Annotated in this window: 29 protein-coding genes; 10 read left to right on the forward strand and 19 right to left on the reverse strand. The window is 33.5% G+C overall.

All coding sequences use genetic code 11. The features are described from left to right. Nucleotides 1-65: 65 nt before the first annotated feature. The 3 genes from aat to ACFX5D_RS00220 all read right to left on the reverse strand — a co-directional run bounded on the left by aat (nt 66) and on the right by ACFX5D_RS00220 (nt 2,074). A complete protein-coding gene (aat, locus tag ACFX5D_RS00210; RefSeq protein WP_379856271.1) occupies nt 66-710 on the reverse strand; it encodes a leucyl/phenylalanyl-tRNA--protein transferase in 645 nt (214 codons plus the stop codon). Between the two features lie 79 nt (nt 711-789). Continuing rightward, entirely contained in the window at nt 790-1,167 is a 378-nt protein-coding gene (locus ACFX5D_RS00215) for a DUF3127 domain-containing protein (protein WP_379856272.1), read from the reverse strand. A 28-nt stretch (nt 1,168-1,195) separates the two neighbouring features. Further along, nucleotides 1,196-2,074: a flavin reductase family protein gene (locus tag ACFX5D_RS00220; RefSeq protein WP_379856274.1), complete on the reverse strand. Its 879-nt coding sequence runs from the start codon at nt 2,072-2,074 to the stop codon at nt 1,196-1,198. 186 nt (nt 2,075-2,260) lie between these two features. Here ACFX5D_RS00220 and ACFX5D_RS00225 point away from each other — a divergent pair, with 186 nt between their 5' ends. Continuing rightward, a complete protein-coding gene (locus ACFX5D_RS00225; protein ID WP_379856275.1) occupies nt 2,261-3,409 on the forward strand; it encodes a sensor histidine kinase in 1,149 nt (382 codons plus the stop codon). 13 nt (nt 3,410-3,422) lie between these two features. Here ACFX5D_RS00225 and ACFX5D_RS00230 read toward each other — a convergent pair whose 3' ends face one another. From ACFX5D_RS00230 to greA, 3 genes are all read right to left on the reverse strand, one after another. After that, entirely contained in the window at nt 3,423-4,583 is a 1,161-nt protein-coding gene (locus tag ACFX5D_RS00230; protein WP_379856276.1) for a transglutaminase domain-containing protein, read from the reverse strand. Between the two features lie 92 nt (nt 4,584-4,675). Then, complete coding sequence (locus ACFX5D_RS00235) at nt 4,676-5,065, reverse strand: HIT family protein (protein WP_379856277.1); 390 nt, start codon at nt 5,063-5,065, stop codon at nt 4,676-4,678. Between the two features lie 93 nt (nt 5,066-5,158). Further along, the gene (greA, locus tag ACFX5D_RS00240) at nt 5,159-5,635 is read right to left on the reverse strand and encodes a transcription elongation factor GreA (RefSeq protein ID WP_073204618.1); all 477 of its coding nucleotides are present in this window, start codon (nt 5,633-5,635) and stop codon (nt 5,159-5,161) included. 163 nt (nt 5,636-5,798) lie between these two features. On the opposite strand from greA, the gene ACFX5D_RS00245 reads away from it, so the two are divergent. Beyond that, the gene (locus tag ACFX5D_RS00245) at nt 5,799-6,218 is read left to right on the forward strand and encodes a Rieske (2Fe-2S) protein (protein WP_379856279.1); all 420 of its coding nucleotides are present in this window, start codon (nt 5,799-5,801) and stop codon (nt 6,216-6,218) included. A 59-nt stretch (nt 6,219-6,277) separates the two neighbouring features. Here ACFX5D_RS00245 and ACFX5D_RS00250 read toward each other — a convergent pair whose 3' ends face one another. The 6 genes from ACFX5D_RS00250 to ACFX5D_RS00275 form a co-directional block, all read right to left on the reverse strand. Next, nucleotides 6,278-8,431 carry a TonB-dependent receptor gene (locus ACFX5D_RS00250; protein WP_379856280.1) on the reverse strand — a complete coding sequence of 718 codons (2,154 nt, stop codon included), beginning with the start codon at nt 8,429-8,431 and terminating at the stop codon, nt 6,278-6,280. A gap of 241 nt (nt 8,432-8,672) precedes the next feature. After that, nucleotides 8,673-9,077, reverse strand: a complete 405-nt coding sequence (arfB, locus tag ACFX5D_RS00255; protein ID WP_379856281.1) for an alternative ribosome rescue aminoacyl-tRNA hydrolase ArfB — start codon at nt 9,075-9,077, stop codon at nt 8,673-8,675. A 2-nt stretch (nt 9,078-9,079) separates the two neighbouring features. Next, nucleotides 9,080-11,206 carry a DUF4301 family protein gene (locus ACFX5D_RS00260; RefSeq protein ID WP_379856282.1) on the reverse strand — a complete coding sequence of 709 codons (2,127 nt, stop codon included), beginning with the start codon at nt 11,204-11,206 and terminating at the stop codon, nt 9,080-9,082. Next, nucleotides 11,155-11,790, reverse strand: a complete 636-nt coding sequence (pnuC, locus tag ACFX5D_RS00265; protein ID WP_379856283.1) for a nicotinamide riboside transporter PnuC — start codon at nt 11,788-11,790, stop codon at nt 11,155-11,157. Before pnuC ends, ACFX5D_RS00260 begins: the two co-directional genes overlap by 52 nt. Nucleotides 11,791-11,803: 13 nt before the next feature. Continuing rightward, complete coding sequence (locus ACFX5D_RS00270; protein WP_379856285.1) at nt 11,804-12,520, reverse strand: phosphoglycerol geranylgeranyltransferase; 717 nt, start codon at nt 12,518-12,520, stop codon at nt 11,804-11,806. A 55-nt stretch (nt 12,521-12,575) separates the two neighbouring features. After that, nucleotides 12,576-13,220 (reverse strand): 4'-phosphopantetheinyl transferase family protein, encoded by a 645-nt coding sequence (locus tag ACFX5D_RS00275; RefSeq protein WP_379856750.1) that lies wholly within the window; start codon nt 13,218-13,220, stop codon nt 12,576-12,578. Between the two features lie 283 nt (nt 13,221-13,503). Here ACFX5D_RS00275 and ahcY point away from each other — a divergent pair, with 283 nt between their 5' ends. The 3 genes from ahcY to ACFX5D_RS00290 all read left to right on the forward strand — a co-directional run bounded on the left by ahcY (nt 13,504) and on the right by ACFX5D_RS00290 (nt 15,860). After that, nucleotides 13,504-14,820, forward strand: a complete 1,317-nt coding sequence (gene ahcY / locus ACFX5D_RS00280; protein WP_379856286.1) for an adenosylhomocysteinase — start codon at nt 13,504-13,506, stop codon at nt 14,818-14,820. A 355-nt stretch (nt 14,821-15,175) separates the two neighbouring features. Next, the gene (locus ACFX5D_RS00285; protein ID WP_379856287.1) at nt 15,176-15,514 is read left to right on the forward strand and encodes a DoxX family protein; all 339 of its coding nucleotides are present in this window, start codon (nt 15,176-15,178) and stop codon (nt 15,512-15,514) included. A gap of 7 nt (nt 15,515-15,521) precedes the next feature. Further along, the gene (locus tag ACFX5D_RS00290) at nt 15,522-15,860 is read left to right on the forward strand and encodes a DoxX family protein (protein ID WP_379856288.1); all 339 of its coding nucleotides are present in this window, start codon (nt 15,522-15,524) and stop codon (nt 15,858-15,860) included. A gap of 219 nt (nt 15,861-16,079) precedes the next feature. On the opposite strand, the gene rpmA is transcribed toward ACFX5D_RS00290, so the two are convergent. Together rpmA and rplU are read right to left on the reverse strand one after the other, a co-directional pair. Beyond that, entirely contained in the window at nt 16,080-16,346 is a 267-nt protein-coding gene (gene rpmA, locus ACFX5D_RS00295) for a 50S ribosomal protein L27 (RefSeq protein WP_035669638.1), read from the reverse strand. Between the two features lie 23 nt (nt 16,347-16,369). Beyond that, on the reverse strand, nt 16,370-16,792 hold the full coding sequence (gene rplU / locus ACFX5D_RS00300) for a 50S ribosomal protein L21 (RefSeq protein ID WP_379856289.1): 423 nt from the start codon (nt 16,790-16,792) through the stop codon (nt 16,370-16,372). 263 nt (nt 16,793-17,055) lie between these two features. On the opposite strand from rplU, the gene ACFX5D_RS00305 reads away from it, so the two are divergent. Next, a complete protein-coding gene (locus tag ACFX5D_RS00305; protein ID WP_379856290.1) occupies nt 17,056-18,381 on the forward strand; it encodes a M16 family metallopeptidase in 1,326 nt (441 codons plus the stop codon). A 13-nt stretch (nt 18,382-18,394) separates the two neighbouring features. After that, the gene (locus tag ACFX5D_RS00310; protein ID WP_379856291.1) at nt 18,395-19,807 is read left to right on the forward strand and encodes a M16 family metallopeptidase; all 1,413 of its coding nucleotides are present in this window, start codon (nt 18,395-18,397) and stop codon (nt 19,805-19,807) included. 64 nt (nt 19,808-19,871) lie between these two features. Here the strand turns inward: ACFX5D_RS00310 and ACFX5D_RS00315 are convergent, their stop codons facing one another. Next, on the reverse strand, nt 19,872-20,747 hold the full coding sequence (locus tag ACFX5D_RS00315; RefSeq protein ID WP_379856292.1) for a DMT family transporter: 876 nt from the start codon (nt 20,745-20,747) through the stop codon (nt 19,872-19,874). Nucleotides 20,748-20,854: 107 nt separating this feature from the next. Between ACFX5D_RS00315 and ACFX5D_RS00320 the strand changes: the two genes are divergently transcribed. Continuing rightward, complete coding sequence (locus ACFX5D_RS00320) at nt 20,855-21,238, forward strand: heavy-metal-associated domain-containing protein (protein WP_379856294.1); 384 nt, start codon at nt 20,855-20,857, stop codon at nt 21,236-21,238. Between the two features lie 55 nt (nt 21,239-21,293). Here the strand turns inward: ACFX5D_RS00320 and gldD are convergent, their stop codons facing one another. The 4 genes from gldD to mutY are packed head-to-tail and all read right to left on the reverse strand — an operon-like array spanning nt 21,294 to nt 24,705. Beyond that, on the reverse strand, nt 21,294-21,854 hold the full coding sequence (gldD, locus tag ACFX5D_RS00325; protein ID WP_379856295.1) for a gliding motility lipoprotein GldD: 561 nt from the start codon (nt 21,852-21,854) through the stop codon (nt 21,294-21,296). 6 nt (nt 21,855-21,860) lie between these two features. Further along, nucleotides 21,861-23,156, reverse strand: a complete 1,296-nt coding sequence (locus ACFX5D_RS00330) for a gliding motility-associated protein GldE (protein ID WP_379856296.1) — start codon at nt 23,154-23,156, stop codon at nt 21,861-21,863. 23 nt (nt 23,157-23,179) lie between these two features. Beyond that, nucleotides 23,180-23,620 carry a single-stranded DNA-binding protein gene (locus ACFX5D_RS00335; RefSeq protein ID WP_379856297.1) on the reverse strand — a complete coding sequence of 147 codons (441 nt, stop codon included), beginning with the start codon at nt 23,618-23,620 and terminating at the stop codon, nt 23,180-23,182. A gap of 50 nt (nt 23,621-23,670) precedes the next feature. After that, complete coding sequence (gene mutY / locus ACFX5D_RS00340; RefSeq protein ID WP_379856298.1) at nt 23,671-24,705, reverse strand: A/G-specific adenine glycosylase; 1,035 nt, start codon at nt 24,703-24,705, stop codon at nt 23,671-23,673. Between the two features lie 121 nt (nt 24,706-24,826). Between mutY and ACFX5D_RS00345 the strand changes: the two genes are divergently transcribed. Together ACFX5D_RS00345 and ACFX5D_RS00350 are read left to right on the forward strand one after the other, a co-directional pair. Next, nucleotides 24,827-25,129, forward strand: a complete 303-nt coding sequence (locus tag ACFX5D_RS00345; protein ID WP_465254609.1) for an HU family DNA-binding protein — start codon at nt 24,827-24,829, stop codon at nt 25,127-25,129. A gap of 316 nt (nt 25,130-25,445) precedes the next feature. After that, nucleotides 25,446-26,990, forward strand: a complete 1,545-nt coding sequence (locus tag ACFX5D_RS00350) for an Rne/Rng family ribonuclease (protein ID WP_379856299.1) — start codon at nt 25,446-25,448, stop codon at nt 26,988-26,990.

Consider the following 26,990-nt stretch of genomic DNA (forward strand, 5'->3'; position numbering starts at 1 on the left):
AAAATTTAATTGGCTATAAAAATACTTATTTTTCAAATTCTAGAATCAAAGTAAGACAATGATACTTATTTTTTAGAAACATTCAAAATACTCATAAACTCTTTTCTGTCAATTTCCCTGCAGCCCAAGCTTTCGAGATGAGGATTATAAACCTGGCAATCTAACAATTTATAATTGGCAGTCTTTAACTGGTTTACCAATGCGACAAAAGCTACTTTTGAAGCATTTGACACTAAGGAAAACATACTTTCACCACAAAAAACATGACCTAAATCGATTCCGTATAAACCACCGACTAATTTCTCATTTTGCCAAACCTCAACCGATTTTGCCATTCCTAATTCGTGTAGTTTACAATACGCTTCAATCATGTCGTTAGTGATCCAAGTTCCGTTTTGACCGTCTCGTTTTATATCTTGACAGTTCGAAATTACATCTCTGAAGTTTTGATTGAAAGTGACAGTAAAGACATTTCTATTGAGAATGTTCCGCATACTTTTGGAAATTAACAATTCATCCAAAAATAAAACCATTCTGGGATTAGGGGACCACCAGGTTATGGGTTCGCCATCTTCGAACCAAGGGAAAATACCACTTTTATAAGCGAGGTGCAGTCTTTCAGGCGATAAATCACCGCCAAGGGCAAGAATACCTGTAGAATTGGTCAGCGTGACAGGAGGAAAAAATAGTGTTGCAGTTAAATAATACATCTTTTATAGTACTATAAAACCCGACAATTAATTAAATAGCTGCCGGGTTTGTTTTATAAAATCAATAAAGATCAAATGATTAAAATGGCAAATCGTCTGCTTCTTCTTCGTTTAAATTTGTAGCTGGAGCAAAAGCTTCAGCCGCTGGCATTGGAGGCATTTGCGCATTAGGTGTATCAGCCGCTACTCTTTCTACTCTCCAACCTTGGATTGCATTGAAATATTTAGTTACGCCTTGTGGATCTACCCATTCGCGACCTCTTAAATTGATAGAAACTTTTACCGCTTCACCTACTTTAAAACTATTCAATAAATCACATTTGTCCTGTACAAATTCCACTAAAATATGTTGTGGATATTGTTCCTCTGTCGTTACAACTAGTTCTCTTTTTAAGAAACTTCCATTTCCTACATTTTTAGCTTCTCCAAGCATTTTAATTTTTCCTGTAACTTCCATCTTCGTTATTTTTTGTTATTGTTTTGAATTAATTTTTTTTAGCTAAAAGCACTTTCCAAGCAGATAAAACATCTTTTTCATTTAAGTATTTTTTAGCCTCGAGATGCACTTTTTCCTGATCATCGGAGCTTAAAACTCCTTTTACAGCAAAATTCTGTTTTACAAATATACTAACTTCTTCTAAAGTAGGCAAGGCCTCAATATTACCCAACGTCCCTAAATCATTTCCATCAAAAACAGTACTTTCTTTTATAAAATCAGGTATAGCATCAACTCCAATTCCCAGTGTTGTCAGTGGTTTTGGCACTTCAAAAAGTCCCTGATTTGACCTGGAATACCAGTTGCCGCCTAATCTTGAAACTAAGTCTATTTTATATTGGTCAATAGCCCCATTTTCGTCTAAAATAAGTTCGTCAATATGAATTCTCAGCACTTCACAAAGGATTAAATTACCCGCGCCGCCTTCACTTCCTAAAGGGATAATCTGAGTTACTTTACATTCAAATTGAACTGGTGATTCTTTTACTCTAAAAGGTTTTACTACCTCAGAAGGAATTGATGTAAACCCCGATTTTATAAACTCATTTACGCCCTCAGCATATTCTGTACTCGCAAGAGACGTTTGTTGCACCATATCAAAATTAACCACATTTATCACCACTTCTCCAGTAGATTCAGCATTAATTAAAGTATGCTTTATAGAATTATCTCGTACACGTCTGGCAGGTGAGAAAATAAGAATTGGCGGATTAGCACTAAACACATTAAAGAAACTAAAAGGAGATAAATTTGGATTTCCTTTAGAGTCAATAGTACTGGCAAATGCTATAGGTCTTGGTCCCACGGAACTTTGTAAGTAGGCTTGTAGCTTTGCGGTTTCAATACTTTTTGGATCAATAGTAATCATGATGATATAGTTTGCGATGAGTAAGGTTTGCTAACAGACAAAAGTAACTAAACTGTTTAAATTTAGAAAGGAGGTTTGCGGATTTAAAATTAAATAAATATTTTCTGTCACTAAAAAGGTTCTTAAAACAAAAACTAAAATAATAATGCGAGTATTTCGTTATATTTATACCTCAAAATTTAATTTATGCAGTTTTCTGATAAAAAAAATACAACCCGCTGGGTAATCATTTTTGCTTCATTCTTTATCATTTCTCTAATTCTGTGGAACACCTATACCTTTTTTCAAATCTTCAAAAATGAAGAGCGTCTTAAAATGAACCTTTGGGCAAATGCACAAAAGACATTAAAAAATGCTGATGAAAATACTGATGTAGAGCTTCCTCTTCAAATATTCAGTAACAACACTTCTATTCCTATTATTCTTACTGAGAATGACAGCATCATAAATACCGTTAATATCGACGAAGAAATCGTAAAAGATAAAATTAAGGCCAAGGCTTTTTTATCTGATTTACGAAATGAAAACGAACCCATTGTAATCGAATACGTACCAAAAAAGTTTCAAAAACTATATTATGGAAACTCAGCCTTACTTAACAAACTTAAATATTATCCTATTGCCTTGATGTTAATCATAGTACTATTTGGTGGTGTAGTTTACAATTTTTACCGGAGCAACAAAATGGCCACTCAAAACAAACTTTGGGCAGGAATGGCAAAGGAAACCGCGCATCAAATTGGCACACCACTTTCTTCATTAATTGGTTGGATCGAACTATTGAAATCTGAAAATGTAGATGAAAGCACCATATTCGAAATAGAGAAAGACATTGAACGATTACAAACAATTACGGATCGCTTTTCAAAAATAGGCTCCGAGCCAAAACTAGAAATCAAAGACATTATAGAAGAAACGATGCAATCCTACGATTATCTGAAGTCGCGTTTCTCAAAGCAAATTGAATTTTCTTTTAAAGCACCTAAATCCCCAATAATGGTGTCACTAAACCCAACATTACACAGTTGGACTATCGAAAATTTGGTAAAAAATGCTATTGATGCGATGAAAGGGAGAGGTAAATTGTTGTTAGAAATAGAACAAGATGCTGGGCATGTGAAAATAAATGTTACAGATACAGGAAGCGGGATTCAAAAAAAACAATTTAAATCCATTTTTGAACCGGGATTTACCACCAAGAAAAGAGGTTGGGGCTTGGGACTTTCTTTGACTAGAAGAATTGTCGAAGAATATCATAAAGGAACCATAAAAGTCTTAAATTCAGAATTAGGAAAAGGAACGACAATGCAAGTTATTTTTAAAAAAATATCTTGATTAACGAATTAAATCAGTACCAAATTGTTTTAGTAAACATCCCTTTTCTGGCTATATTATTTTTGCTTAAATAGTTTTGAACAAAAAGTAAATGTCCTTCCGTTTGTGCCAAAGCATTATCCACGGATTTTTTTAGAGAAGCTAAACTGGATGAATTTCCATTTCCAACGTAACCCATATCATAAAGTGCATTTTGGCATTCAATTAATTTTTGTTTTGGTGTGGTAACCATGTTTTTAATTTCTTTATCTGGCAGAGTAGGACTGAATCTTTTGTTTCTGTAATTAATGAAGTCATTTAACAAGGTGATGGCCTGATTGCAATTGATAGTAATTATATTCAATTTTTCGACATTTGTTTTTTGACGTAGATAACTTATGTTTTTGTCTTTATTTTTTAATCGTTCTAAAATCAGGTTATTTTCTACTCCATTTTTTTCGATTCTTTCAGCCGAGTCGTATAATCTATCGATTTCTGATGATGATTCGTATCTTGCAATTTCATTTTCAAAATCGAAGTATTTCTTTGATTTATTAATTTGCGTTCTTCCCTGATAAAACTCTTGGTTTGTGATTGGATAATGTAGAAACTGCCATAAATAATCAAAGGGAATGTGGGACGAGATAGATTGTAAAGGGTTAACTTTAAAATAAGAATTGTCTATTTTTTTAAAGAAACGACCGTTATTTGCATAACCTGAACCCCAGGTTGGATCAAATAAATACCATTTGTTGTTTATTTTTGCAGCACACCAAGCATGAGAAATTGTATCAATTACCCCATTTTGTTTTGTATAGCCGCTTATGATTACTGATTTTACACCCACTTTTTTCGCCAAATCATTAAAAATTTCTGTGTAATCACCACAAACTCCCTTTCTGGTTTGGAGAATGTTTTTTATTTTATTTTCAGAAGTTTCTTTACTATTTAAAGTTAACCTATTCCCCATATCATAGCTTATATTGGAGGCTGTCCAATAAAAAATCGCTCGAATTTTGTCGTTGTCTGTTTTAAAATTTGAATTGATGTAATTCGCAATATCTTTAGTTGAAAAAGTGGCGCTATTAGGGATTTTAGAGATTTGTACATCAACTAACATATCGTCTGTTTGGCTCTGGCCAAAACTTAGAATGGATAAAAATAAAGAGAGAAGTATATAAATATTTTTCAACATGTAAACTGGTTCAAAAATTAGAAAGGGAATACGTTTTCACCTATTCCCTTTCTAAACGAAAATCGTACCAATTTATTTTATTTGTAAAAACATTATAAATAGGCTTTAATACGTAGTGTCAATGCTTCAAATTGTTCTTTTGAAAGTAATACTTTATTTTGAAAACGCATTTCGTCCATTTCATTCAAAGGAATAAGGTGAACGTGAGCATGAGGAACTTCGAGTCCTATAACCGCCATTCCTATTCTTTTACAAGGAACTGCTTTTTCTAGTGCAACAGCAATTTTTTTGGAAAACTGCATCAGCCCAATATACAAGTCATCTTCGATATCAAAAATCTTATCAATTTCCAGTTTTGGAATGCAAAGTGTATGTCCTTTGGCGTTTGGATTCACATCCAAAAAAGCCAAAAAATTATCGTCTTCAGCGATTTTATAACAAGGAATTTCTCCTTTTATAATTTTTGTAAATATGGAACTCATAAGTATGACTTTTAAAATAATAGAAATTCGATGAAAGATACTAATCCGTTTACAGAGGAGACTAAATACTGCTACTGAAAACAGACATTAGCTTTAGTCGCGCGAAATTTCTAAAATCTCAAATTTCAAAACTCCGTTTGGGACTGTTATTTCTGCAAATTCTCCTACTGATTTCCCCAATAAACCTTTACCAATTGGTGAGGTTACAGATATTTTTCCTGTTTTCAGATCGGCTTCACTTTCGGCAACTAATGTATAAGTCATTTCCATTCCGTTGGTTTGGTTTTTGATTTTTACGTTAGATAAAACCAATACTTTAGAAAGATCTAAATGAGACTCGTCAATTAATCTGGCATTAGAATGTACTTCTTCCATCTTAGCAATACGCATTTCGAGCATTCCTTGTGCTTCTTTGGCTGCATCATACTCGGCATTTTCAGACAAGTCACCTTTGTCTCTTGCCTCAGCTATATCTGCGGATGCTTTTGGACGCATTACACTTTTTAAATAATCTAATTCTTCTCTTAATTTTTTTAATCCTTCTGCCGTGTAATAAGATACTGTACTCATAACTTCATCGTTTATATAAATAGAAAAAATCCCATCAGGACGGGATTTCTTTCCACAAAGATATTATTAATTTTTTTTGTCTATAAATATATGTTAATCATATATAATTCAAAGTTAAATAAATTAAATTTGTTTCACTAATTCTTTTACAAAATTTTAGAAAATGAATAAATTCATTCTACTATTGCCTTTTTTATCCATATTCTTTTCCTGCAGTGACAATGGTTTTACCAATAAAAATCCTTACCTGCCTAATTATACTTTTACCATAGATCTCAATATGAATTTGCCCGCCTATTCTAGTCTTCAGTATCCCAGCAATGCAATCTATTATTCTGGAGTTGGAGCCAAAGGAATTTTTGTATTCAACACCGGAAGTGGTTATAATGCATTCGACGCAGCCTGTCCCAATCAAGCTTTGAGCTCTTGTTCTACCATGACTCTAAAAGGGATTAATATTGTTTGCGCTTGCGACAGCAAAGAATATAGTTTATTTACGGGGCAAGCCCAAGGAGGGGCACAATATCCTTTGAAGCAATATCGTGTAGAAGTAAATGGAAAGCTGCTCCGGGTGTATAATTAAACAAAAAAAATCCTGACAGTCAAACCGTCAGGATTTCTAAAATTTCAGTTGATATTTTTCTAAAACTTCAATATCAAACCAGCCAAGAAGTTGATTCCGGCTTGTGGATAATAATACGGATAAACGTCGTACATGTACCCATTTGAGACGTATTTCTTATCAAGAATGTTATTAACCAAACCTGTAATTACAATTGATTTGAAAACTGATTTCGGTTTGATTTCATAAGCGATATTCAAATCATTCACAAAATAATTAGCCAACTTTGCTGCCGGCAATTCAATATTGTTCATATATTGTTCGCCTAAAAATTTTTGTAACCATGAAATCTGAAGGTTTTCTAAAGGTTTATAAACAATAATATTGCCCACTATAACAGCTGGTGAATACGCGATATCAGTAGTTCCGTAATACTCCCCTTCAACAGCTAAATCAATATTCTTATTGGCACTTAAAGTGAAATTAGGACGAATAATAAATTGTTTTGATAAAGCAATCGTAGCGTCAACCTCTAATCCTAAACGGTAACTTTTTTCGCTGTTAGAGCGAATCGGACTTCCTACGTCATCTAGTTTTCCAGTTAAGATCAATTGATCTTTGTATGCCATATAATACACATTCGAATTGAATTGTACTTTATCAGCATCATATCTCCAACCCATTTCAAAGTCATTCAACTTTTCTGGTTTCGCATTTCCGCCTTCATAATCCGTTCTGTTAGGTTCCCGATTAGCTCTTGCGTAGGAAAAATACAGCTTATTATTAGTATTAATATCGTAATTCAAACCTGCCTTCGGGTTGAAGAAATTAAAGGTATCATTTACCAGACCTGTTTCATAACTATTGACTTTATAGTGTACGTTTCTAAGCTGTAAATCTCCAAATAGGCTTATTTTTGCTGCGATTTGATAATTTGCTTTTGCAAAAATATTTCCATCGGTTTTTGTAGCATAATCATCATAATAATGATCTCCCAATTCACTTTGAGAAGCGAAACGAGCCCAAATTACTTTCCCAAAATGATTTCCTTCATATTTGTTATAACCACCACCAAAAATGACGTCCAGTTTATCACTCTTATAATTCGCAGAAAATGTGGTTCCGTAAAAATCATTATCCAACCATTTTTGGCGGATTAAATCAGTTTTCTTTATTGTTGCCCCATTAATAACGATTGGAGTCAAACCATAACTTGAAAACTTCGCATCTTCTTTATAATTCTCATAATATCCTTTTCCTTTAGTATAATGAAAAGCTAAGTTCGTACTCCAATTATTGGAAACTTTTTCGTTCCAATGTAATTGATAATGGTCTTGTTGGTAATTATCGGTTTCATTGTCATAAAACCTTGTTTTTCCAAATTCGTCTGTAAAGATTCCAGATGAATTGAACGTTCTGTCACTGTTTAAAGTTGCTTCGTCAATTCCATTCCAGGATTGGTAGGTTTTTTCTTTTCCGCCAAAAGCCAACGCTTTGATCAAAGTAGTTTTCCCCACATAAGTTCCTTGAAGAAAATAAGATTTCAAGTCAGAAGCGCCTCTGTCAACATAACCATCCGATTTTAAAGCTGACAAACGACCTGCAATTTCAAAATGGTCATTCATTAAACCCGTACTGAATTTTACAGTATGTTTTTGAGTATTAAAACTTCCAAAAGAATTAGAAATTTCACCATTACTTACTGCAGCATAACTATCCGTCAACATGTTTAAACTCGCACCAAAAGCACCAGCTCCATTTGTTGAAGTTCCTACACCGCGTTGCAATTGTAAACTCTCGACCGAAGAAGCGAAATCTGGCATATTCACCCAATAAGTTCCATGACTTTCAGAATCATTAAAAGGAATTCCGTTAATGGTGACATTTACCCTGGTTGCATCGCTACCACGAACACGTATTCCAGTGTATCCTACTCCATTTCCAGCATCGGAAGTGGTTACAACTGACGGTAAATAATTCATTAAAATAGGAATGTCCTGTCCCAAGTTTCTAAATTTGAGTTCTTTTTTATCTAAATTGCTGAAACTAACCGGAGTTTTTGAAGTAACACGAACTGCCGAAACCAATATTTCATCGAGTTGGTTTACTTTGGTTGTGTCTTTGACTTGTGAAAAGGAATAAACAGATAATAGAGAAAAGATAACTGACAACAAGAATTTTGAACTTTGTGTCTTTGTGCCTTTGAGGCCAATAAAATAAAATAATGTATTCATCCGTAAAAAGAGTACGAATAAAAGGGGGAATTATTCTTTTGTTAAATTAAAATGATTGTTTCCTATGACAAATCGGTAGTGTGCACGCTATCTTTTTGTCATTTTTTCCCTTGACAACATTACTTGTCCAGGTTCTTTGGGTATAATCTCAGCTCGTTATTTAGAGCACCCCTTTGAGACGGTGCAAAAGTAGTTTTTTTTGTTCAAAGTTTAAAGTTTTAGAAAAAAAAGTGAAAATGACCTAATCTAAATTAGGTTTTTTCCTGTTTTTTTTAACTTCAGAAATATTTTTTTTATTCTTTATTCGCTTTCTAATAACCGATTTGGGAATTTTAGTTGCTCTTCTTTCTTTAGGAATAATTAATCCATTTTTGATTATTTCCAAAAATCGTTTGATAACAATTTCCTTGTTTTTAAGCTGACTTCGATCTTCATCACAGTTCAAAATTAAAACTAATTCAGTCGTTAATCTGGATGATAATTTAGTTTCCAGCAGCAGTTTCTCCTCTTCGGTTAATGACTGTGACTTTTTCAAATCAAAAGTCAAAACCACTTTAGAAGAAACTTTATTTACATTTTGTCCGCCAGCACCACTACTTCGAACGGCTTTCAACGTTAATTCTGATATGATTTTTTCTTTTTCCAATTTTATTGAGACTGGTGTGCCGATTTTAATAAATCATTTACGCTTTTTACTGGATTAAAGGTAATTAAAGGTACTTGAACAAATATGGTAATCCAATTTGCCATAGCACCATTCCATAAACCAGGCAATTCATATGATTTGATAGTTTTTCCTAATGTGTTTTTCTCTACAATAAATCCACTGTTATGATCCACAAACTTCCTTAGGTCAAACTTCTCTTTTTTATAATTTTTAAGCCCACAAACTAAATCAACAGGATTGAAATGAGTAGCGTTATCAAGGATTTTCTTTTGACTTTCATTTGACAAATCCGCTTGAGAGCTTTCTACAATTTGCAACGAGACTGCGCCTTTTTCATCTTTCACCCAGAATGGTCCTCCACCAGGTTCCCCCTCATTTTTTACCATTCCACAGACTCTGACGGGTTTGTTTAAAAGAACTTTAAGTTCGATAATTTTATTCTCAAAACTAAGTTCGTAAAAATCGTCGGGAGTTCTAATATTTAATTTTTCTTCCAAAAAAAGCAAAATTTCATCAATATAATCTTGTTGAATTTCTTCAGCATCTATTGCGTACAAATACTTAAATAAACGTTGTTGTATTTCTAATAAAATTCCTGCCAATGCTTTTTTATACAGAACATTTTTTTGAATGTGATTTTGACTTACGTTGTCAATATTTTTTATAAAAACAATATCGGCATCCCGGTTATTTAAATTATCTATCAAAGCACCATGACCACCTGGTCTAAAAAATAATCTTCCATTTTCATCCCTAAAGGGCTTGTTTTCAAAATCAACTGCAAGAGTATCTGTATTCTTATTTTGATAGGAATAACTAACTTTTATTGTTGTGCCTGATTGGTTTTCAATTGATTTTTTTACAGTATCAATTATACTTTCAAATTGATTTTGATGGACTTCTGAAACCGTAAAATGCAAATGGGCATTATCATTTGAACTTGAATAATAAGCACATTCATACAAATGTTCTTCTAAAGCCGTTGCTGTATGGATCTTGTATTTATGAAAAGGAAGGACTCCCTTAGGTTTACTTGAAAAATCAAAGAAATCTTTAGCTAAAAGCAACTTTATAAAATAATAGTTTTTATAATCTCTATTAAGCGACTCAAAGTCAGGGAATTCTTTTCTCAACTTTTCATCAATTGCTTCAAAAAATGGAAATTTTTCTAAGCCAACTATAAATATAGACAGTTCCGTATCTTTTTTCCTGTTTATATAAGCGTTAATACTTTCATTTTCAACATCAAACTCATTTAGAAAAGCAATCAAAAATTGAAACATTCTACTTGCTGCTCCCGATGCAGGAACGAATTTTTCTAATTTTAAATTTGTTTTGTTTTTATCAAAAAATATTGCTTTTTCTTGAAAATTTTTTTCAGATAATTTTAAAATACCGTTAAACAAAGTTGCGGGTCCAACAAGATTACTCTTTTCTATTCCGTTTCTAAAAAAACTCAATTGTTGTTTGATATTTTCTAATGGAACTCCTTGTTCGTAAACTTGCACAAAATCAGCGGGAGAAAAACCCATTTTCTTAGCCTCTGTCAAGTCATCAATTATTGAAATGGCTTTGTTTAATCGTAAATTCTTGTCTCCCGAAAGCGTTATAAATGGCTTTTTATTATCAATTAAAGATTGTTTAAAAACTGCAAATACAGATTCTCTTTTTTCCGGACTATCTCTCAAATCATCTTTTTCCCAAGGAAAATCTATATCAGTCAGGAAAAATAAATCGTATTTATGTTCAAGAGCCGCTTCCCCTAATAGTGGATCACAATAATTATAATACACTTCAGAGAATACCTTTGTCACCATCAAATTTGTATCACAAAAAAGATATTTATTAGCGATTAAAAGACTTTTATTTTCTAATTGGGTTTGACCATATGCGATAGGCAACATGTCATCAATATCACAAATAAGTTGATTTTTATTCCATTTTTCTTGAAGATAATCTCGTGCGAACTCAGGAACCCATTCCGTATTATAGTATTCGGCGAGTTGCTTTGCTAAAGTAGTTTTGCCCGTACTTTCAGGACCAAAAAGAGCAATTTTTATGATTTCTGTAGTTCCATTTTTGGGGAACTGTTTAAGGTTTTCTTCCATTCTAAATAGCCGTAAACGGCAACAATTGTAAATACTAGATACTGAAAACTTGTAAAAGTAAAACCTTTTATAAAATACAGTGGAATGGAAATTACATCGCCTATAATCCAAAATATCCAATTTTCAATTTTCCTTTTGGCCATAAGCCACATTCCGATAAAGAAAATACCCGTTATAAAGGTATCAACATAAGCATACCAAGTAGTAAATTTATGAAAATAGTGATAAACTGAAACCACAAATGCGACCGTAAATATAAAAAGAATTATCGCAATTCGTTTTTCAGATCTCGAAATTTTTGAAATTGGGAACTCAACCGTATCCTCTTTTTTTCTGGTCCAATGGTACCAACCATAAATACTCATCACAAAATAATATCCATTAATCATCATATCACCCCATAAAGTCCATTTCCAAAGCAAATAAACGAATATTAAGGTACTTACAATCCCTGTAGGAAAAACCAAAATATTATCTTTTTTAGCATACCAAACACTAAATAGTCCAAAAATTACCGCTACAATTTCCAGAATAATGTCGAATGTTGGGTAATCTCTATATTGAGAAAAAAAATATTCTATCATTAGATCTTTTAAATTATTGATTGAAAAAATTCATGTCATTTTCAAAAGCCGTTCCTATTACCACCAAATCGGCTCCTGCATTGTACGCCTTTTGAATTCCTTGCAAATCTACAATTCCACCTCCAACAACTAATGGAATTTCAATATTTTGAGAAACTTTTTTAATCATTTCAAAAGGAACAGCATGTTTTGCACCGCTTCCAGCTTCAAGATAAATCAATTTATTTCCTAACATTTCTCCTGCTTGTGCGGTTTGAATTACATAATCAATATTATTCCGGTCTAAAGGCTTGGTTTTACTAACGCGTCCTACTGCAGTTTCATTTCCACTTTCGATTAAAATATAACCAGTCGAGATTATTTCTAAATCTGTTTGTTTCAAAACCGGAACCGCATTTACCTGATGTTCTATTAAATAATCGGGATTTCTTCCTGAGATTAGCGACAGGAATAAAATCGCATCTGCTTTATCTGAAATCTGAGATGGATTTCCAGGAAAAAGAACAATTGGCAAATCACAATTTTGTTTAATTTGTACAATTAACTCCTCAAGAATAGTAGTTAGAACAAGGCTTCCGCCAATGAAAATATGGGTGGCTGGTGAATGACTGATTTTTGAAATTAAAAGACCAAGGTTTTCCAAAACCACTTTATCAGGATCAAGAAGAATCGCCAACAATTTTTGGTTTTCGACTTTCGACTGGATGATTTCGTTATAAATATTTATCATTTTTGGCACGTAGGTAATGGGAATTTTAATTTTACTCGGATTATTTAATTGAATACTAATTTTCGAAGGCATAAACTAAAGTGAAATCCTCTATTTCTTCGAAATAAATATTGAAATCTTTAACCAAATTATTAAAATGAAGTTTAGCTGTCATTTGTTTAACGTTAATCTGAAAATCCTCGACAACTATATGGTCTTTGAAACTAATTCCTTTTTCGTTTCGGATTTTAAAAATGGCTTCTTTGGCTCCCCAAATTACAGTCAATTTCCGAATGTAATCTTGTTTTTTTTCGGGCCCAAAGCTTGGCGATAAGAAGTGAAATTCTGAGTCACAGAATTTATCTGCGATTCGGATGATTTTGTCTCTTTGCAATTCGATGTCGATACCTACGGTTTCGTGACTGATAATAATTGCCGAAAAATTATGGGAATGTGTTATCGAAATATGCTTCTCGCCATGAAGATGCGGTTTGCCGAATTCGTCATAATACAAATCTAAATCGCTGTGGCCTGTTTCCTGTAACAACTTGCGAACACTAAGAAAAGCGCGCCGGTGCATTTCGGATTTCATTCCGTCAAGGCGCATGCGATTGCTATCATTTAAGACGACTTGTTCAAATAGTTCTGTAAAGGATTCAGTTACTTTCCAAACGAGAATTTGGGTCGTGGAATTGAAGTTTATGGTTTTGAAAAGCGGCATCGTTTTTTTAGTTTCGTTTTTTAGCCCCGGTAGCAGCGGCATCCTTTTTTCAGGCTTTTTTGCGTGGAAAAAGATATAGCGAATAACGGGAAATAGCTCCAGAAACTGAAACAAGTCCAGCTTAATGAAATTATTTAGTTAATGTTCAAAAGATTAGCGAATTAAACAATTCATAAATCTTTTAGAAAACAGTTAAATTCTAAAGTTATTCCGTAAATTTGCAAAAAAATTTTACGCCCGAGCCTAAAGGCGAACGGACGAAGTAATTACAAATATACTATAAATGAGTACTACAACTATGCCTTTTGTGGCTTTCAAAGTTAAAGACATTTCTCTAGCGGCTTGGGGAAGAAAAGAAATTGAACTAGCAGAAGCTGAAATGCCAGGTTTAATGGCGCTTCGTGCTGAATACAAAAACGAACAACCACTTGCTGGTTCTCGTATTGCAGGATGTTTGCACATGACAATCCAGACTGCGGTTTTGATTGAAACTTTAATCGCTCTTGGTGCTGAAGTGACTTGGAGTTCTTGTAACATTTTCTCTACTCAAGATCAAGCTGCTGCGGCGATTGCTGCTGCAGGGATTCAAGTTTATGCTTGGAAAGGGTTGAACGAGGAAGATTTTGACTGGTGTATTGAGCAAACATTATTCTTTGGTGAAGACAGAAAACCATTGAATATGATTCTTGATGACGGTGGAGATTTGACAAATATGGTTATTGACCGTTTTCCGGAATTGGTTGCTGGAATCAAAGGATTATCTGAAGAAACTACAACAGGAGTTCACAGATTGTACGAAAGAGTAAAAGCCGGAACGTTGCCAATGCCTGCAATTAACGTAAATGACTCGGTTACTAAATCGAAATTTGATAACAAATATGGTTGTAAAGAATCTGCAGTTGATGCGGTTCGTCGTGCAACTGATATTATGCTAGCTGCAAAAAGAGTAATCGTTTGTGGTTACGGTGACGTAGGTAAAGGAACTGCAGCTTCTTTTAGAGGTGCTGGTTCCATTGTTACGGTTACTGAAATTGACCCAATTTGTGCGCTTCAAGCTGCAATGGATGGTTTTGAAGTAAAGAAATTAGATACTGTTATTGCTACTGCTGATATTATCATTACGACTACTGGAAATAAAGATATCGTTTTGGGTTCTCATTTCGAAAAAATGAAAGACAAAACTATCGTTTGTAACATTGGACATTTTGATAACGAAATTGATATGGCTTGGTTGAACACAAACCACGGTGCATCAAAAATCGAAATCAAACCACAAGTGGACAAATATACGATTGCAGGAAAAGACATCCTTATCCTTGCTGAAGGTCGTTTGGTAAACCTTGGTTGTGCTACAGGTCACCCAAGTTTTGTAATGAGTAACTCATTTACTAATCAAACGCTAGCGCAAATCGAATTGTGGAAAAACAGCGCGGCATACAACAATGACGTGTATATGTTACCAAAACATTTAGATGAGAAAGTAGCAATGTTGCACTTAGCTAAATTAGGTGTTGAATTAGAAACGTTACGAGTTGATCAAGCTGATTATATTGGTGTTCCAGTTGAAGGTCCATTCAAACCAGAATATTACAGATACTAGTCTGAAATTTAATTTTTAGAGTATTGGATTTTTAGAACCCTTGCAGCAATGCGAGGGTTTCTTGTTTTTGAACATAACATCATTGAACCACTTTTAATAATTCACACCAACGCTACCCACTTATCTCCCGTTTGAAAGCGCCATTCTAAATCTAATCAACTATTATTAACAGACAAAAGTTCAGTTAGCCATACCAATAGAAACGTTGTTTATTATTTACTAATAAATCCGTAACGGAATCATTATAATTTAAGTTTGTGTATATTTGAGTAAATTATTTCTTTTCAGCAAATTAAACCTACTGAAAAAACCTATTCATAAAACCGAAGAAAAGAACAACCTAAACTATAAAACCATGAATACTTATTCTATTATTGCTCAACTTGTAATCGCACTGTCTGTAGGTTATGTTTGGATTTTTAGGTTTGATAATATTGTTAACGAATTTAAACAATACGGCCTACCGGATTTGACAAGAAATATCGTTGGAGCCACAAAAATAGCCTTATCAACCTTGTTAATAACAGGAATCTGGTATCCTGAATTAGTATTTATACCGGCACTCATAATGGCCTTTTTAATGATAAGCGCACAATTTTTTCATTTCAAAGCAAAAAATCCTTGGTCTAAACATTATCCATCTTTATTCCTTTTGGCATTATCCCTTTTTGTCGCACTATGCGCTTCCAAATAATTAAAATATGAATTTTTTAAATGTACTTATTTTCTTTTCGGCAGCCTCTTTTCTCATCTATGGAATCGCATATTTTGTTTCTACAAATATGAAAAATGAATTCAAACGCTTTGGTCTAGAAAAGTTTGGTCCATTAACCGCTATTTTGGAATTGACAGGTGCTCTAGGCTTGTTTATTGGTGTCCAGAACCACACTATTTTAATACTTGCTTCAGGAGGATTAGCTTTGTTGATGTTGCTTGGCGTGTGTGTAAGAATAAAGATAAAAGATTCTTTATTGGTTTCCTTACCTGCCTTTTTCTACTTTATGTTGAATCTCTATATTTTATACAGAACCTTAGAATAAATCAATCAGAAGTTTAATTTTTTATTTGTATCCGATTGAGTTTTATAAAACAGCTATGACTCTATAGCATCTATCTAAATGAATATACAAGCCCATTTAGATATCAAAAATCTGCAGTCTAAACCTCCAATATTAATCACAATATCAATTTTTCATAAATATTAAAAACAAAAAACCCGTTTCTTTCAAAACGGGTTTTTAAATAATTGAGTAAATCAATTATGCTTCAACTTCAAATGGAAGGATAGAAACATAAGATTTATTATCTCTTTTCTTTTGGAAGAAAACAACTCCATCTACTCTTGCGTGTAGTGTGTGATCTTTACTGATGTAAACGTTTTCACCTGGATTATGTTTTGAACCTCTTTGTCTTACGATGATGTTCCCAGCAATAGCAGCTTGACCACCAAATATCTTAACGCCTAAACGTTTTGATTCTGATTCTCTACCATTCTTAGAACTACCGACACCTTTCTTGTGAGCCATGACGTATTAGTTTTATTTTGTTATTATTCTTTTGTGTCTTCTTTTTTAGCTTTAGCTACCTTTTTCTTAGGAGCTTCAACTTCTTCTGTAGTTGCTTCAACTGCTTCTTTTTTAGGAGCTGCTTTCTTTGCACCAACACCAGTAATACCTTCAATTACAATTTGAGTAAGATATTGTCTGTGACCGTTTCTCTTTTTGTATCCTTTTCTTCTTTTCTTTTTGAAAACGATAACTTTATCTCCTTTTAAGTGTTGTAACACTTTAGCTTCTACTGAAGCACCTTCTATAGCTGGGGCGCCTAAAGTGATTGTTCCGTTATCATCTAATAAAAGAACTTTGTCAAAAGAAACTTTTGAACCTTCTTCATTAGTCAAACGGTTAACATAAACCTTTAAGTCTTTGCTTACTTTGAACTGTTGCCCTGCTATCTCTACGATTGCATACATACTGAATTGTTTTAATAATTTTTAAGGTTGCAAATATACAATTAAATATTTATTCTGCAATCTCTTAAACAAAAAAATAGTTAATCATTTTATTCTTTGTTTTTCAACGTTTTATCGCCTCTACAGCAACAGATTTTTCATCAAAATTTGTTAAAATTCATCGAAATTTGAAATCACCAGACAATCATAATTAAAAAAAGGTATTTTTGAAGTATAAATATTTTTCGTTTTTATCTATTGTAAATAGAAATGTATTAATCCGTATGAAAAAATTAATAATAATGTTAAGCACTGCACTTATGCTAGGAGGAATAGCTTCGGCTCAAAAAATAGCTTTCGAAGAATATGATTTAGATAATGGCATGCATGTCATATTACATAACGACCCATCGGCACCCGTTGTAGTAACTTCTGTAATGTACCATGTAGGTTCGAAAGATGAAACACCGGACAGAACTGGATTTGCTCATTTTTTTGAACATCTTTTATTCGAAGGAACGGAAAACATTAAACGTGGCGAATGGTTTAAAATCGTGACGTCAAATGGAGGGATAAATAACGCAAACACCTCAGATGATCGCACTTATTATTATGAAGTATTTCCATCAAACAACTTAGAATTAGCAATTTGGATGGAATCCGAAAGATTAATGCATCCTGTAATTAATAAAATTGGCGTTGACACTCAAAACGGGGTGATAAAAGAAGAGAAGAGAAGTCGTTATGATAATCAGCCTTATGGAAATATTATTGGAGCCGTAAAGGAAAATATGTTTAAGAACCATCCGTATCGTTGGACCACAATTGGCTCGATGCAACATTTAGACGCCGCTACTTTAGAAGAATTTCAGGCTTTTAATAAAAAGTTTTACATTCCGAACAACGCAGTTTTGGTAGTCGCAGGAGATTTCGAAAAAAACAAGGCTAAAGAATGGATTCAGAAATATTTTGGATCAATCCAAAAAGGGGCAGCAATAAAAAAACAAACTTTTACCGAAGAACCTATTACACAAACTATTAGAGCAATCTACGAGGATTCAAATATCCAGATTCCAATGGTTGTGGCTACTTATAGAACTCCTTCGATGAAAACGAGAGATGCCAGAGTATTGGATTTAATTTCGTCCTACTTGAGCGATGGAAAAAGCTCTAAACTATACAAGAAAATTGTAGATGAGAAAAAAATGGCGTTACAAATAGACGCTGTTGGTTTTAGTCAAGAAGATTATGGTATGTATATTTTGTATGGCTTACCAATGGGAACACACACTTCTGCTGATTTAATTAAAGAAGTTGACGAGGAAATTGTAAAAATCCAGACCGAATTGATTTCTGAAAAAGATTTTCAAAAATTGAAAAACACGTTTGACAATCGTTTTGTGAATAAGAATGGAAACTTAGAAGGAATCGCCGAAAATTTAGCAACTTACTATTTGCTTTATGGCGATGTGAATTTGATTAACACAGAGATTGACCTGTTTCATTCCATAACGCGTGAAGAAATTAGAGCGGTAGCCAACAAATACTTAAATCCAAATCAAAGACTTATTTTGGATTATGTTCCTTCAAAAGCGGAGGCTCAAAATTAAGACCTTTTCAATCATGAAAAAAACAACTATTCTATTATTCATTTTGTTCATAACAGGAATCATGCAAGCACAAAATCGTCCACAACCAAAACCTGGAGCTTCTCCGGTCGTAAATATAAAAAAGCCACAAACCTTTATTTTAGACAATGGCTTAAAAGTAATGATTGTAGAAAATCACAAACTACCCCGAGTAACTTTTAATCTTGCATTAGACAACGCTCCATTTGCAGAAGGCAATAAAAAAGGTGTTGATGAATTATGTAATAACCTGATCGGAAACGGAAGTGTAAAAATTGCAAAAGATGCTTTCAATGAAGAAATTGATTTTTTGGGTGCCAATATCAACTTTAGTTCACAAGGCGCTTATGCCAGCTCCCTTTCTAAATATTCAGGGAGAATATTAGAGCTCATGGCTTCCGGAGCATTGCATCCAAAATTCACCCAAGAAGAATTCGATAAAGAAAAAGCCAAATTACTAGAAGGCCTCAAAGCACAGGAAAAAAGCGTTCCTGCAATTGCGAACAGAGTGGTTGATGCGCTTGCCTTTGGAAAAAACCATCCTTCCGGCGAATACATGACCGAAGAAACCATTAAAAACGTCACGCTTGCGGATGTGGAATCCAATTATCAAAACTACTTCGTTCCCGAAAATGGCTATTTGGTAATTATTGGAGACATTAAATATAACGATGTAAAACCTATCGTTGAAAGACTTTTTAGTTCATGGGAAAAAAGAAGCACTCCAAAACTGACCTATACTGCTCCCCAAAATGTACCTTTTACCCAAATCAATTTTATTGATGTCCCTAATGCCGTTCAATCAGAAATTTCGTTAGTGAATATCGTGAATTTAAAAATGAGCGATCCTGATTTCTTCCCCGCAGTTATTGCAACTTATATTCTTGGCGGAGATTTCAATAGTTACCTCAATATGAATTTAAGAGAAAAAAACGGCTGGACTTATGGTGCAAATGCAATCATTGGCTCTGGAAAATACGTAACAAAAATAAAGTCAGCCTCCTCTGTAAAAAGCACCGTTACTGATAGTGCCGTTGTGGAATTCATCAAAGAAATTAAAAAAATAAGAACCGAGAAAGTATCTCCTGAATTACTTAAAAGTGTAAAAGCCGGATATATAGGTCGGTTTGTAATGCAAGTAGAAAAACCTCAGGCAATAGCACGATACGCCTTAAACATAGAAACCGAAGATCTTCCTGCTGATTTCTATGAAAATTACATCAAAACCATAAACGCCGTAACGCCAGAAGACATTCTTCGTGCAGCCGATAAGTATTTCCTTCTAGACAATACCCGAATTATAATTGCCGGAAAAGGATCGGAAGTACTTCCAGGATTAGAAAAATTAAATATCCCTATATTTTATTTTGACAATTATGGAAATCCTGTAGAAAGACCAATTTACTAATAATTTCTATTTTCTATTACTTATAACAAAGAAGGCTATCCAAAAAGATAGCCTTCTTTGTTATCTAATTATTACTCTTCTTCGCTGATAAATAAACTCCAATCAAAATAATAAATGCACCGAAGAACTGAACTGAGGTCAACATTTCATTGTCTAATAATCCCCAAAAGAAAGCAACTATTGGAATTAGGTACGTTACCGAAGTAGCAAAAACCGGCGAAGACATCTGTATTAATTTAAAGAAAAGAATATTAGCAATTCCAGTTCCTACTACTCCCAAAATCATAATAAACAAAACTGAATGCTGTACGGCATCAACATGAATTACATCAAAAAAACCAGAGAAAAATAAAATAAGCAATGTTGGAAACAACAGAAAAGCAAAATTCCCAGTAGTAATACTCAACGGACTCAAATCATGCAAATATTTTTTTAATAAATTGACATTTATGGCATAGCAAACAGAAGCGACTATAACCAAAATAGCGTAATAATAATTTTGCTCTGGATGATTTATGGCACCGTTAAAAACTAAAAGCAAACTACCTATAAGACCTATAAAAACGCCCCAAACCTGACTTTTTTTAAAATTTATCCCAAAAGCCATCGCTCCCAAAATCAAAGTATTTAAGGGAGTCAAGGAATTAAGAATAGCGGTTATAGAACTATCAATTTCAGTTTCGGCAATGGCAAAAAGGTACGCAGGTGTGAATGTACCAAACAACGAGGTAAGTGCGATATATTTCCATTTTTCTTTCGGAATTTTGGCTAAACTTTTAAAACCTATCACTAACAAAAAAATCGCCGCAAACAAGATTCGCAAAGAGCCTAATTGTAAAGCAGTTAAACCCACTAATCCCTTTTTTATTAATATAAATGAACTTCCCCAGATTAAGGCAAGAATTATCAAGTAAACCCATTTCAATTGTCTTGCATTCATAAATCTAATTTTGCCCCAAAATTGTAATAATTTTATGAATTAGAGCTTCTTTTTTTTTATTAATTTTGCAACTGATAATTAGACCTTTACTTTAAGTCCAAATAAAAATGAATTTCACAAAATCAATAGCAGCGATAGCCCTTGCGGGTTTTCTATTTGTAAGTTGCAAAAAAAACACTGAAGAAGCTACTAAAACCACAATAGCTTCAACAGAAGCTACTGTTCCGAAAGTTAAAAAAGAAATTGCAGCCGCTAATTTGCAGACAGCCAGTTTCAAAGTAGACGGGATGACTTGTGCGATTGGTTGTGCAAAAACAATAGAAAGTGAATTATCCGATCTGGATGGCGTACAAAAAGCCACAGTAGATTTTGATAAAAAATTAGCCACGGTAACTTTTGACAAAACCGTTCAAAATCCGCAAAGCCTGACTAAAGTAGTTCAAGCTACGGGGGATGGAAAAACATACAAGGTTTCGGACATGAAATCGTAATCGAAATTATTATATAAAAAAAGCTTCTCAATTGAGAAGTTTTTTTTACGAAATATTATTTCCACTTCAAGGTCTCCATTAACCTTTGCATATCATTTTTGACATAACTCGCTGCCGGCATGATAGAATCAAAATTAGGTTTTGCATAGAAATAAACAGAACCCGTTACAAAATGTTTGGTACTATCTGTTGCGTAGAATTGAGAGTTTGTCGCCGCATTCCCATCCACTTGGTAAAACATTCCATATACCTTTTTTTGAGGATTTAAATAAGGTTGCTCCAATATATCATCTGCTTTTATGACATGTTCGTAAGTTAGTTTTTGAGCGTCACGCAACAATTTATTAATATCATTATTTACTGGTTTATAAGTGAGATAAATAGTGGCTTTCATTTTTGGATACGTAATGGTAAATCCACAATCTTTTTCCCCTTTGATAACAGCTTCTGAATTCATTTCGAAAGCAAATGGACAGCCATTTTCGAAATTTACATATTTTGCTTCTGGATAATCCAATCGTAAATGGCTTGATGGTTTTGGCAAAACATCGTCTTTACAGCTAATGCTCAATAATGATAGTAGTAGTATTGAAAAAGTGATTATTTTTTTAAACATTTTTAATTATTCAATCGTTACTTTTATTTGTTTAATTCTTTTTTTATCAACCGCTTCTACCGTAAATTGGCAGTTTTCAAAAGAGATTTTCTGATCTTTTTTGGGAAAATTTCCTAAAATCTCAAGAATAAATCCGGCTAATGTCTCCGCTTCTCCTTTTTTAATTTCGAATAACTCTTCCTCAACGGCAATAATTCTATAGAAATCTTTGAGGTTTGTTTTTCCTTCAAAAATATAATTTTTATCATCAATCTGAGAAAAATTGAGGCTTTCATCATCAAATTCATCACTGATGTCCCCCACAATTTCTTCGATTACATCTTCAAGAGAAACCAAACCGGAAGTTCCTCCGTATTCATCAACAACAATAGCCAAATGGCTTTTCATACTTTGAAAATCTTTCAGCAAATTGTCCAGTTTTTTATTTTCCGGAACAAAAAATGGTTCTCTTAATAAGGTCTTCCAGTCAAATTCATTGGTGTTTATATACGGTAATAAATCTTTGACAAACAAAACGCCTTCAATCTGGTCAATATTATCGCGGTAAACAGGAATTCTCGAATATCCTTTTTCTATAATTTTGGGACAAATAACAGCAAAAGATTCTTCTATTTCTAAAGCGAAAATATCTATTCTAGGACTCATTACTTGTTTGGTGTCTGTATTCCCAAAACTCACAATTCCTTCTAATATTTTTTGCTCTTCAGATGAGGTTTCGTCCGAGTCGGTAAGCTCTAGTGCTTGTGACAATTGATTTACTGAAAAATTTGTCTTTTGTTTTCCCAATTTGTTATGCAAATATATAGTTGCTGCTCGCATTGGCAAACTTAAAGGCGAAAGTAATTTATCAAGGGCTGCAGTAGGATAGGCAATCAGCTTGGCAAACTTGATGTTGTTTCTGCTCGCATACACTTTTGGTAAAACTTCGCCAAATAACAACAATAAAAAGGTAACGACGATTACTTCGAGAATGAATTTTAAAACGGGTGAAGTTACAGCGGCAAATAAATTTTTTCCAACAAATGAAAACAGGATTACAACGCCAATGTTGATGAAATTATTAGCGACGAGAAGTGTGGCTAACAGTTTTTTTGGTTTTTCCAGAAGTTCTGCTATGATTTTTCCTTTGGAAACATTTTCTTGTAGTGTTATGTCGATGTCTTTTTGTGACAATGAAAATAAGGCTACTTCTGCTCCTGAAACTAAAGCAGAACAAAATAATAAAGCAAATATCCCAATAAAACCAAATACTAAATCAGTATCAATGGTATAGGAAAAGAATAAACTGGGCTCTGGGTCCAAATTAAATAAGATTAGTTAAACAATCAAAACGGTAAATCATTGATAGGTAAATCGTTTTTTTCTGGGTCAAAGTTAGTGTTTTTTGTGGATTCCGAACTTTGAATTTGTTTGTTGCTATCGTTATCCTTCTTCGTAGACAAAAAAGTAAACTCTGTAACTTGAATTTCGGTCGTATATTTAGTAGATCCATCCTCAGCTTGCCACTGACGGGATTTTAATCGTCCTTCAACATATATTTTGTCACCTTTGGAAAGGTATTTTTCACAAAGTTCAGCCGCTTTATTGCGTACCACTAAATTATGCCACTCTGTTGAAGTGATCTTTTCATTAGTAGTTTTATTAATGTAAATTTCATTGGTGGCTAATTGAAACCTACCGATACAGTTGCCTCCGTCAAAATAATGCATTTTGACTTCATCACCCAAATGCCCTATTAGCATAACCTTATTTAAAGTTCCATTCATGATATTAAAATCCTATTTCAATCAAAGATACATTATTTTGCAATCTTATTTTATTCCTTTTCTATAAAATTATAAATCACAATAGGGAAGGGGAATGTTCTTAAAAGGGCTTTATTTATTCCGTTTTCAATACTTCCGTTTAGGTTGACTTTCCAAAATTTGATATGCAAATGCTGGTGTGAGAGTTTATGGATGATACTTTTATCGTTGTCTTCTAGAATGCTCATAATAATATTTTCTTTAAAATAATCAGATTGTATTTGCCCCGTAATAAAATTAAAGTCTTCTTCTTTTTCTGTTTCGATCAAAGGGAATTCATATAGATTATGCCATATCCCTTTATCGGTTCGTTTTTGAATTATGGTGTTGTCATTTTCATCTGCAACCACAAGATAATTAAAGTATCGGTTGCGAACTTTTACCTTTTTCGACTTTACAGGTAATTGATCGACTTTCTTTTTTTGCAATGCGGTGCAACTTTCGTTAAAAACGCAAATACCACAATTGGGACTTTTAGGCACACATTGCAAAGCACCAAACTCCATAATGGCCTGATTGAATGTTGCCGGATTGTCTTTTGGCATTAATTCGAAAGCCAAAGCAGCGAATTCTTTTTTGGCGGAAGCCTGAGCAATATCTGTTTCAATATCAAAATAACGAGACAAAACCCGAAATACATTCCCATCAACAACCGGAACCGCTTCATTATAGGAAAAAGATGCAATGGCCGCAGCGGTATATTCCCCAATCCCCTTTAATTTTAATAAATCAGCGTAGTTATCCGGAAATATTCCCCCTAAATCTGAGGCCACATATTGAGCCGTTTTATGCAAGTTACGGGCTCTGGAATAATACCCTAATCCTTGCCATAGTTTCAAAACCTGTTCTTCATTGGCTGTAGCTAAATCAAAAACAGTAGGAAAAGCGGTTGTAAAAGATAAAAAATAGGGCATTCCTTGTGCCACTCGCGTCTGTTGCAACATGATTTCGGAGAGCCAAATTGGGTATGGATTGGTGGTATTTCTCCATGGTAAATCACGTTTATTTTGTAAATACCACTTTATCAGCACGTTAGAAAAATTCATCTTTATATATTAGACTGCAAAAGTAAAAGTTTATGTGATTAAAATTTAATGAATTAGCTTGAATATTTGTTTTTTAAATTCCTATATTTGCAAACTCAAAAAAATAGTACAACATAATAAAATAGGAAAGAAAATGACGAAAGCAGATATCGTAGCAAAAATTTCAGAAAAACTAGGTCTTGAAAAAGGAGATGTTCAGGCAACTGTAGAGACTTTTATGAATGAAGTAAAAAACTCATTAGAAACTGGAGATAATGTTTATTTAAGAGGTTTTGGAAGTTTTATTGTAAAAACTAGAGCAGAAAAAACGGGTAGAAATATCTCAAAAAATACAACAATAAAAATTCCTGCACACAATATTCCTGCATTTAAACCGGCAAAAGTTTTTGTTGAAGGAGTGAAAATAAATAACGAAGCAAAATAACATAATTAATTAATCATAAAATCTTCAAGATATGCCAAGCGGTAAAAAAAGAAAGAGACATAAGGTAGCGACTCACAAACGTAAAAAAAGAGCGAGAGCTAACCGTCACAAAAAGAAAAAGTAGTTTTAAACTACTTTTTTCTTTTTAAAAGTTCATTGAAATCGAAAGTTAGTAATCAGTATTCAGGTTTTAGTATGCAGTTAACTGCAAACGCAACACTGCAAGCTGCCAGCTAATTTTCCCCGGGTTCAATACCTGTTAAAATATTGTTTAATCCATTTGTTCGCTTTGGCGAATAGATAAAAAATTTACAGCGTGAATAAAGAATTAATCATCCGATCCAGTTCTGAAGCCGTAGATTTTGCCTTATTAAAAGATGGAAAACTAATTGAATTACACAAACAGGAAGAAAAAAGCAACTTTCAAGTAGGCGATATTTTTATTGCCAAAATACGAAAACCAGTTGCCGGACTTAACGCTGCTTTTGTAAATGTAGGCTTCGAAAAAGATGCCTTTTTACATTATCATGACTTAGGACCAAATTTAGCTTCCCAATTGAAATTCATAAAACTTGTAAGCGCAGGTAAATTAAAAGATTTCTCCCTAAAAAACTTTCAGTTTGAAAAAGAAATAGACAAAGATGGTACTATTACGGATGTATTAAGTGCCAATCAATCTGTTTTAGTACAAGTCGTCAAAGAACCAATATCTACCAAAGGACCTAGAATTAGCGCAGAGCTTTCTCTTGCCGGACGTTTTATTGTTCTGGTTCCCTTTTCTGACCGCGTTTCTATTTCACAAAAAATAGAAGACAAAAAAGAAAAAGACCGTTTGAAACGATTAGTACAATCCATCAAGCCAAAAGGATTTGGTGTTATTGTTCGCACAGTAGCCGAAGGCAAAAATACAGCCGAATTAGAAAAAGATTTGCAGAACCTGCTTAGCAGATGGACTGCAATGTGTAAAAAATTACCGACTGCTCATCATCCGTCAAAAGTATTAGGAGAACTCAACAGAGCCTCTTCGATATTAAGAGACGTGTTTAATGATACCTTTAGTGGTATTCAAATTGATGATGAAGAGTTGTACAACCAAACGAAGGATTATTTGCAAGAAATTGCACCTTCAAAACAATCAATTGTTAAGTTTTATCAATCAAATGACACGCCTATTTTTGAGAAATACAACATAGAGAGACAAATCAAAACATCCTTTGGGAAAACAGTTTCCATGAGTAAAGGGGCTTATCTTATTATCGAACACACTGAAGCTTTACACGTTATAGACGTAAACAGCGGAAACCGTTCTAATAAGGCCACTAATCAGGAAGACACCGCAATGGAAGTAAATATGATCGCTGCTGCCGAAATCGCTAGACAATTACGTCTTCGTGATATGGGTGGTATCATTGTAGTTGATTTTATCGATATGTCTAATCCAGAAAATCGTAAAGTTTTGTTCGAGTTCCTAAGGGAAGAAATGAGCGATGATAAAGCAAAACATAAAATCTTACCTCCGAGCAAATTTGGATTAGTCCAGATTACAAGACAGAGGGTAAGACCAGAAGTAAATATTAAAACTAGAGAAGAAGATCCAAACAATGAAAATGGCGAAATTGAAGCGCCAATATTAATCATTGATAAAATTGCTTCCGATTTAGAAAGATTTTTAAAAAATCACAAAGAAGTGGTACTTAATGTACATCCATTTGTGGCCGCATACCTTACCAAAGGTTTTCCATCATTACGTTCAAAATGGTTTCTTGAACATAAAAAGTGGGTGAAAATCATACCTCGTGACGCTTACACGTACTTAGAATATCATTTTTACGATAAAAAGGAAAATGCTATTATTGAATAA

Source organism: Flavobacterium fructosi (assembly GCF_042787335.1).
GTDB lineage: Bacteria > Bacteroidota > Bacteroidia > Flavobacteriales > Flavobacteriaceae > Flavobacterium > Flavobacterium fructosi.

Excerpts from the sequence above, each read along its gene's own strand:
- ACFX5D_RS00320 (WP_379856294.1), top strand. The coding sequence starts at position 20,855 with ATGAATTTCACAAAATCAATAGCAGCGATAGCCCTTGCGGGTTTTCTA.
- ACFX5D_RS00235 (WP_379856277.1), bottom strand. The coding sequence starts at position 5,065 with ATGAGTTCCATATTTACAAAAATTATAAAAGGAGAAATTCCTTGTTAT.
- ACFX5D_RS00335 (WP_379856297.1), bottom strand. The coding sequence starts at position 23,620 with ATGAATGGAACTTTAAATAAGGTTATGCTAATAGGGCATTTGGGTGAT.
- ACFX5D_RS00310 (WP_379856291.1), top strand. The coding sequence starts at position 18,395 with ATGAAAAAAACAACTATTCTATTATTCATTTTGTTCATAACAGGAATC.
- rpmA (WP_035669638.1), bottom strand. The coding sequence starts at position 16,346 with ATGGCTCACAAGAAAGGTGTCGGTAGTTCTAAGAATGGTAGAGAATCA.
- rplU (WP_379856289.1), bottom strand. The coding sequence starts at position 16,792 with ATGTATGCAATCGTAGAGATAGCAGGGCAACAGTTCAAAGTAAGCAAA.
- ACFX5D_RS00290 (WP_379856288.1), top strand. The coding sequence starts at position 15,522 with ATGAATTTTTTAAATGTACTTATTTTCTTTTCGGCAGCCTCTTTTCTC.
- ACFX5D_RS00220 (WP_379856274.1), bottom strand. The coding sequence starts at position 2,074 with ATGATTACTATTGATCCAAAAAGTATTGAAACCGCAAAGCTACAAGCC.
- ACFX5D_RS00270 (WP_379856285.1), bottom strand. The coding sequence starts at position 12,520 with ATGATAAATATTTATAACGAAATCATCCAGTCGAAAGTCGAAAACCAA.
- ACFX5D_RS00315 (WP_379856292.1), bottom strand. The coding sequence starts at position 20,747 with ATGAATGCAAGACAATTGAAATGGGTTTACTTGATAATTCTTGCCTTA.
- greA (WP_073204618.1), bottom strand. The coding sequence starts at position 5,635 with ATGAGTACAGTATCTTATTACACGGCAGAAGGATTAAAAAAATTAAGA.
- gldD (WP_379856295.1), bottom strand. The coding sequence starts at position 21,854 with ATGTTTAAAAAAATAATCACTTTTTCAATACTACTACTATCATTATTG.
- ACFX5D_RS00285 (WP_379856287.1), top strand. The coding sequence starts at position 15,176 with ATGAATACTTATTCTATTATTGCTCAACTTGTAATCGCACTGTCTGTA.
- ACFX5D_RS00305 (WP_379856290.1), top strand. The coding sequence starts at position 17,056 with ATGAAAAAATTAATAATAATGTTAAGCACTGCACTTATGCTAGGAGGA.
- ahcY (WP_379856286.1), top strand. The coding sequence starts at position 13,504 with ATGAGTACTACAACTATGCCTTTTGTGGCTTTCAAAGTTAAAGACATT.
- ACFX5D_RS00230 (WP_379856276.1), bottom strand. The coding sequence starts at position 4,583 with ATGTTGAAAAATATTTATATACTTCTCTCTTTATTTTTATCCATTCTA.
- ACFX5D_RS00275 (WP_379856750.1), bottom strand. The coding sequence starts at position 13,220 with ATGCCGCTTTTCAAAACCATAAACTTCAATTCCACGACCCAAATTCTC.
- ACFX5D_RS00250 (WP_379856280.1), bottom strand. The coding sequence starts at position 8,431 with ATGAATACATTATTTTATTTTATTGGCCTCAAAGGCACAAAGACACAA.
- mutY (WP_379856298.1), bottom strand. The coding sequence starts at position 24,705 with ATGAATTTTTCTAACGTGCTGATAAAGTGGTATTTACAAAATAAACGT.
- ACFX5D_RS00245 (WP_379856279.1), top strand. The coding sequence starts at position 5,799 with ATGAATAAATTCATTCTACTATTGCCTTTTTTATCCATATTCTTTTCC.
- ACFX5D_RS00260 (WP_379856282.1), bottom strand. The coding sequence starts at position 11,206 with ATGGAAGAAAACCTTAAACAGTTCCCCAAAAATGGAACTACAGAAATC.
- ACFX5D_RS00225 (WP_379856275.1), top strand. The coding sequence starts at position 2,261 with ATGCAGTTTTCTGATAAAAAAAATACAACCCGCTGGGTAATCATTTTT.
- aat (WP_379856271.1), bottom strand. The coding sequence starts at position 710 with ATGTATTATTTAACTGCAACACTATTTTTTCCTCCTGTCACGCTGACC.
- ACFX5D_RS00215 (WP_379856272.1), bottom strand. The coding sequence starts at position 1,167 with ATGGAAGTTACAGGAAAAATTAAAATGCTTGGAGAAGCTAAAAATGTA.
- pnuC (WP_379856283.1), bottom strand. The coding sequence starts at position 11,790 with ATGATAGAATATTTTTTTTCTCAATATAGAGATTACCCAACATTCGAC.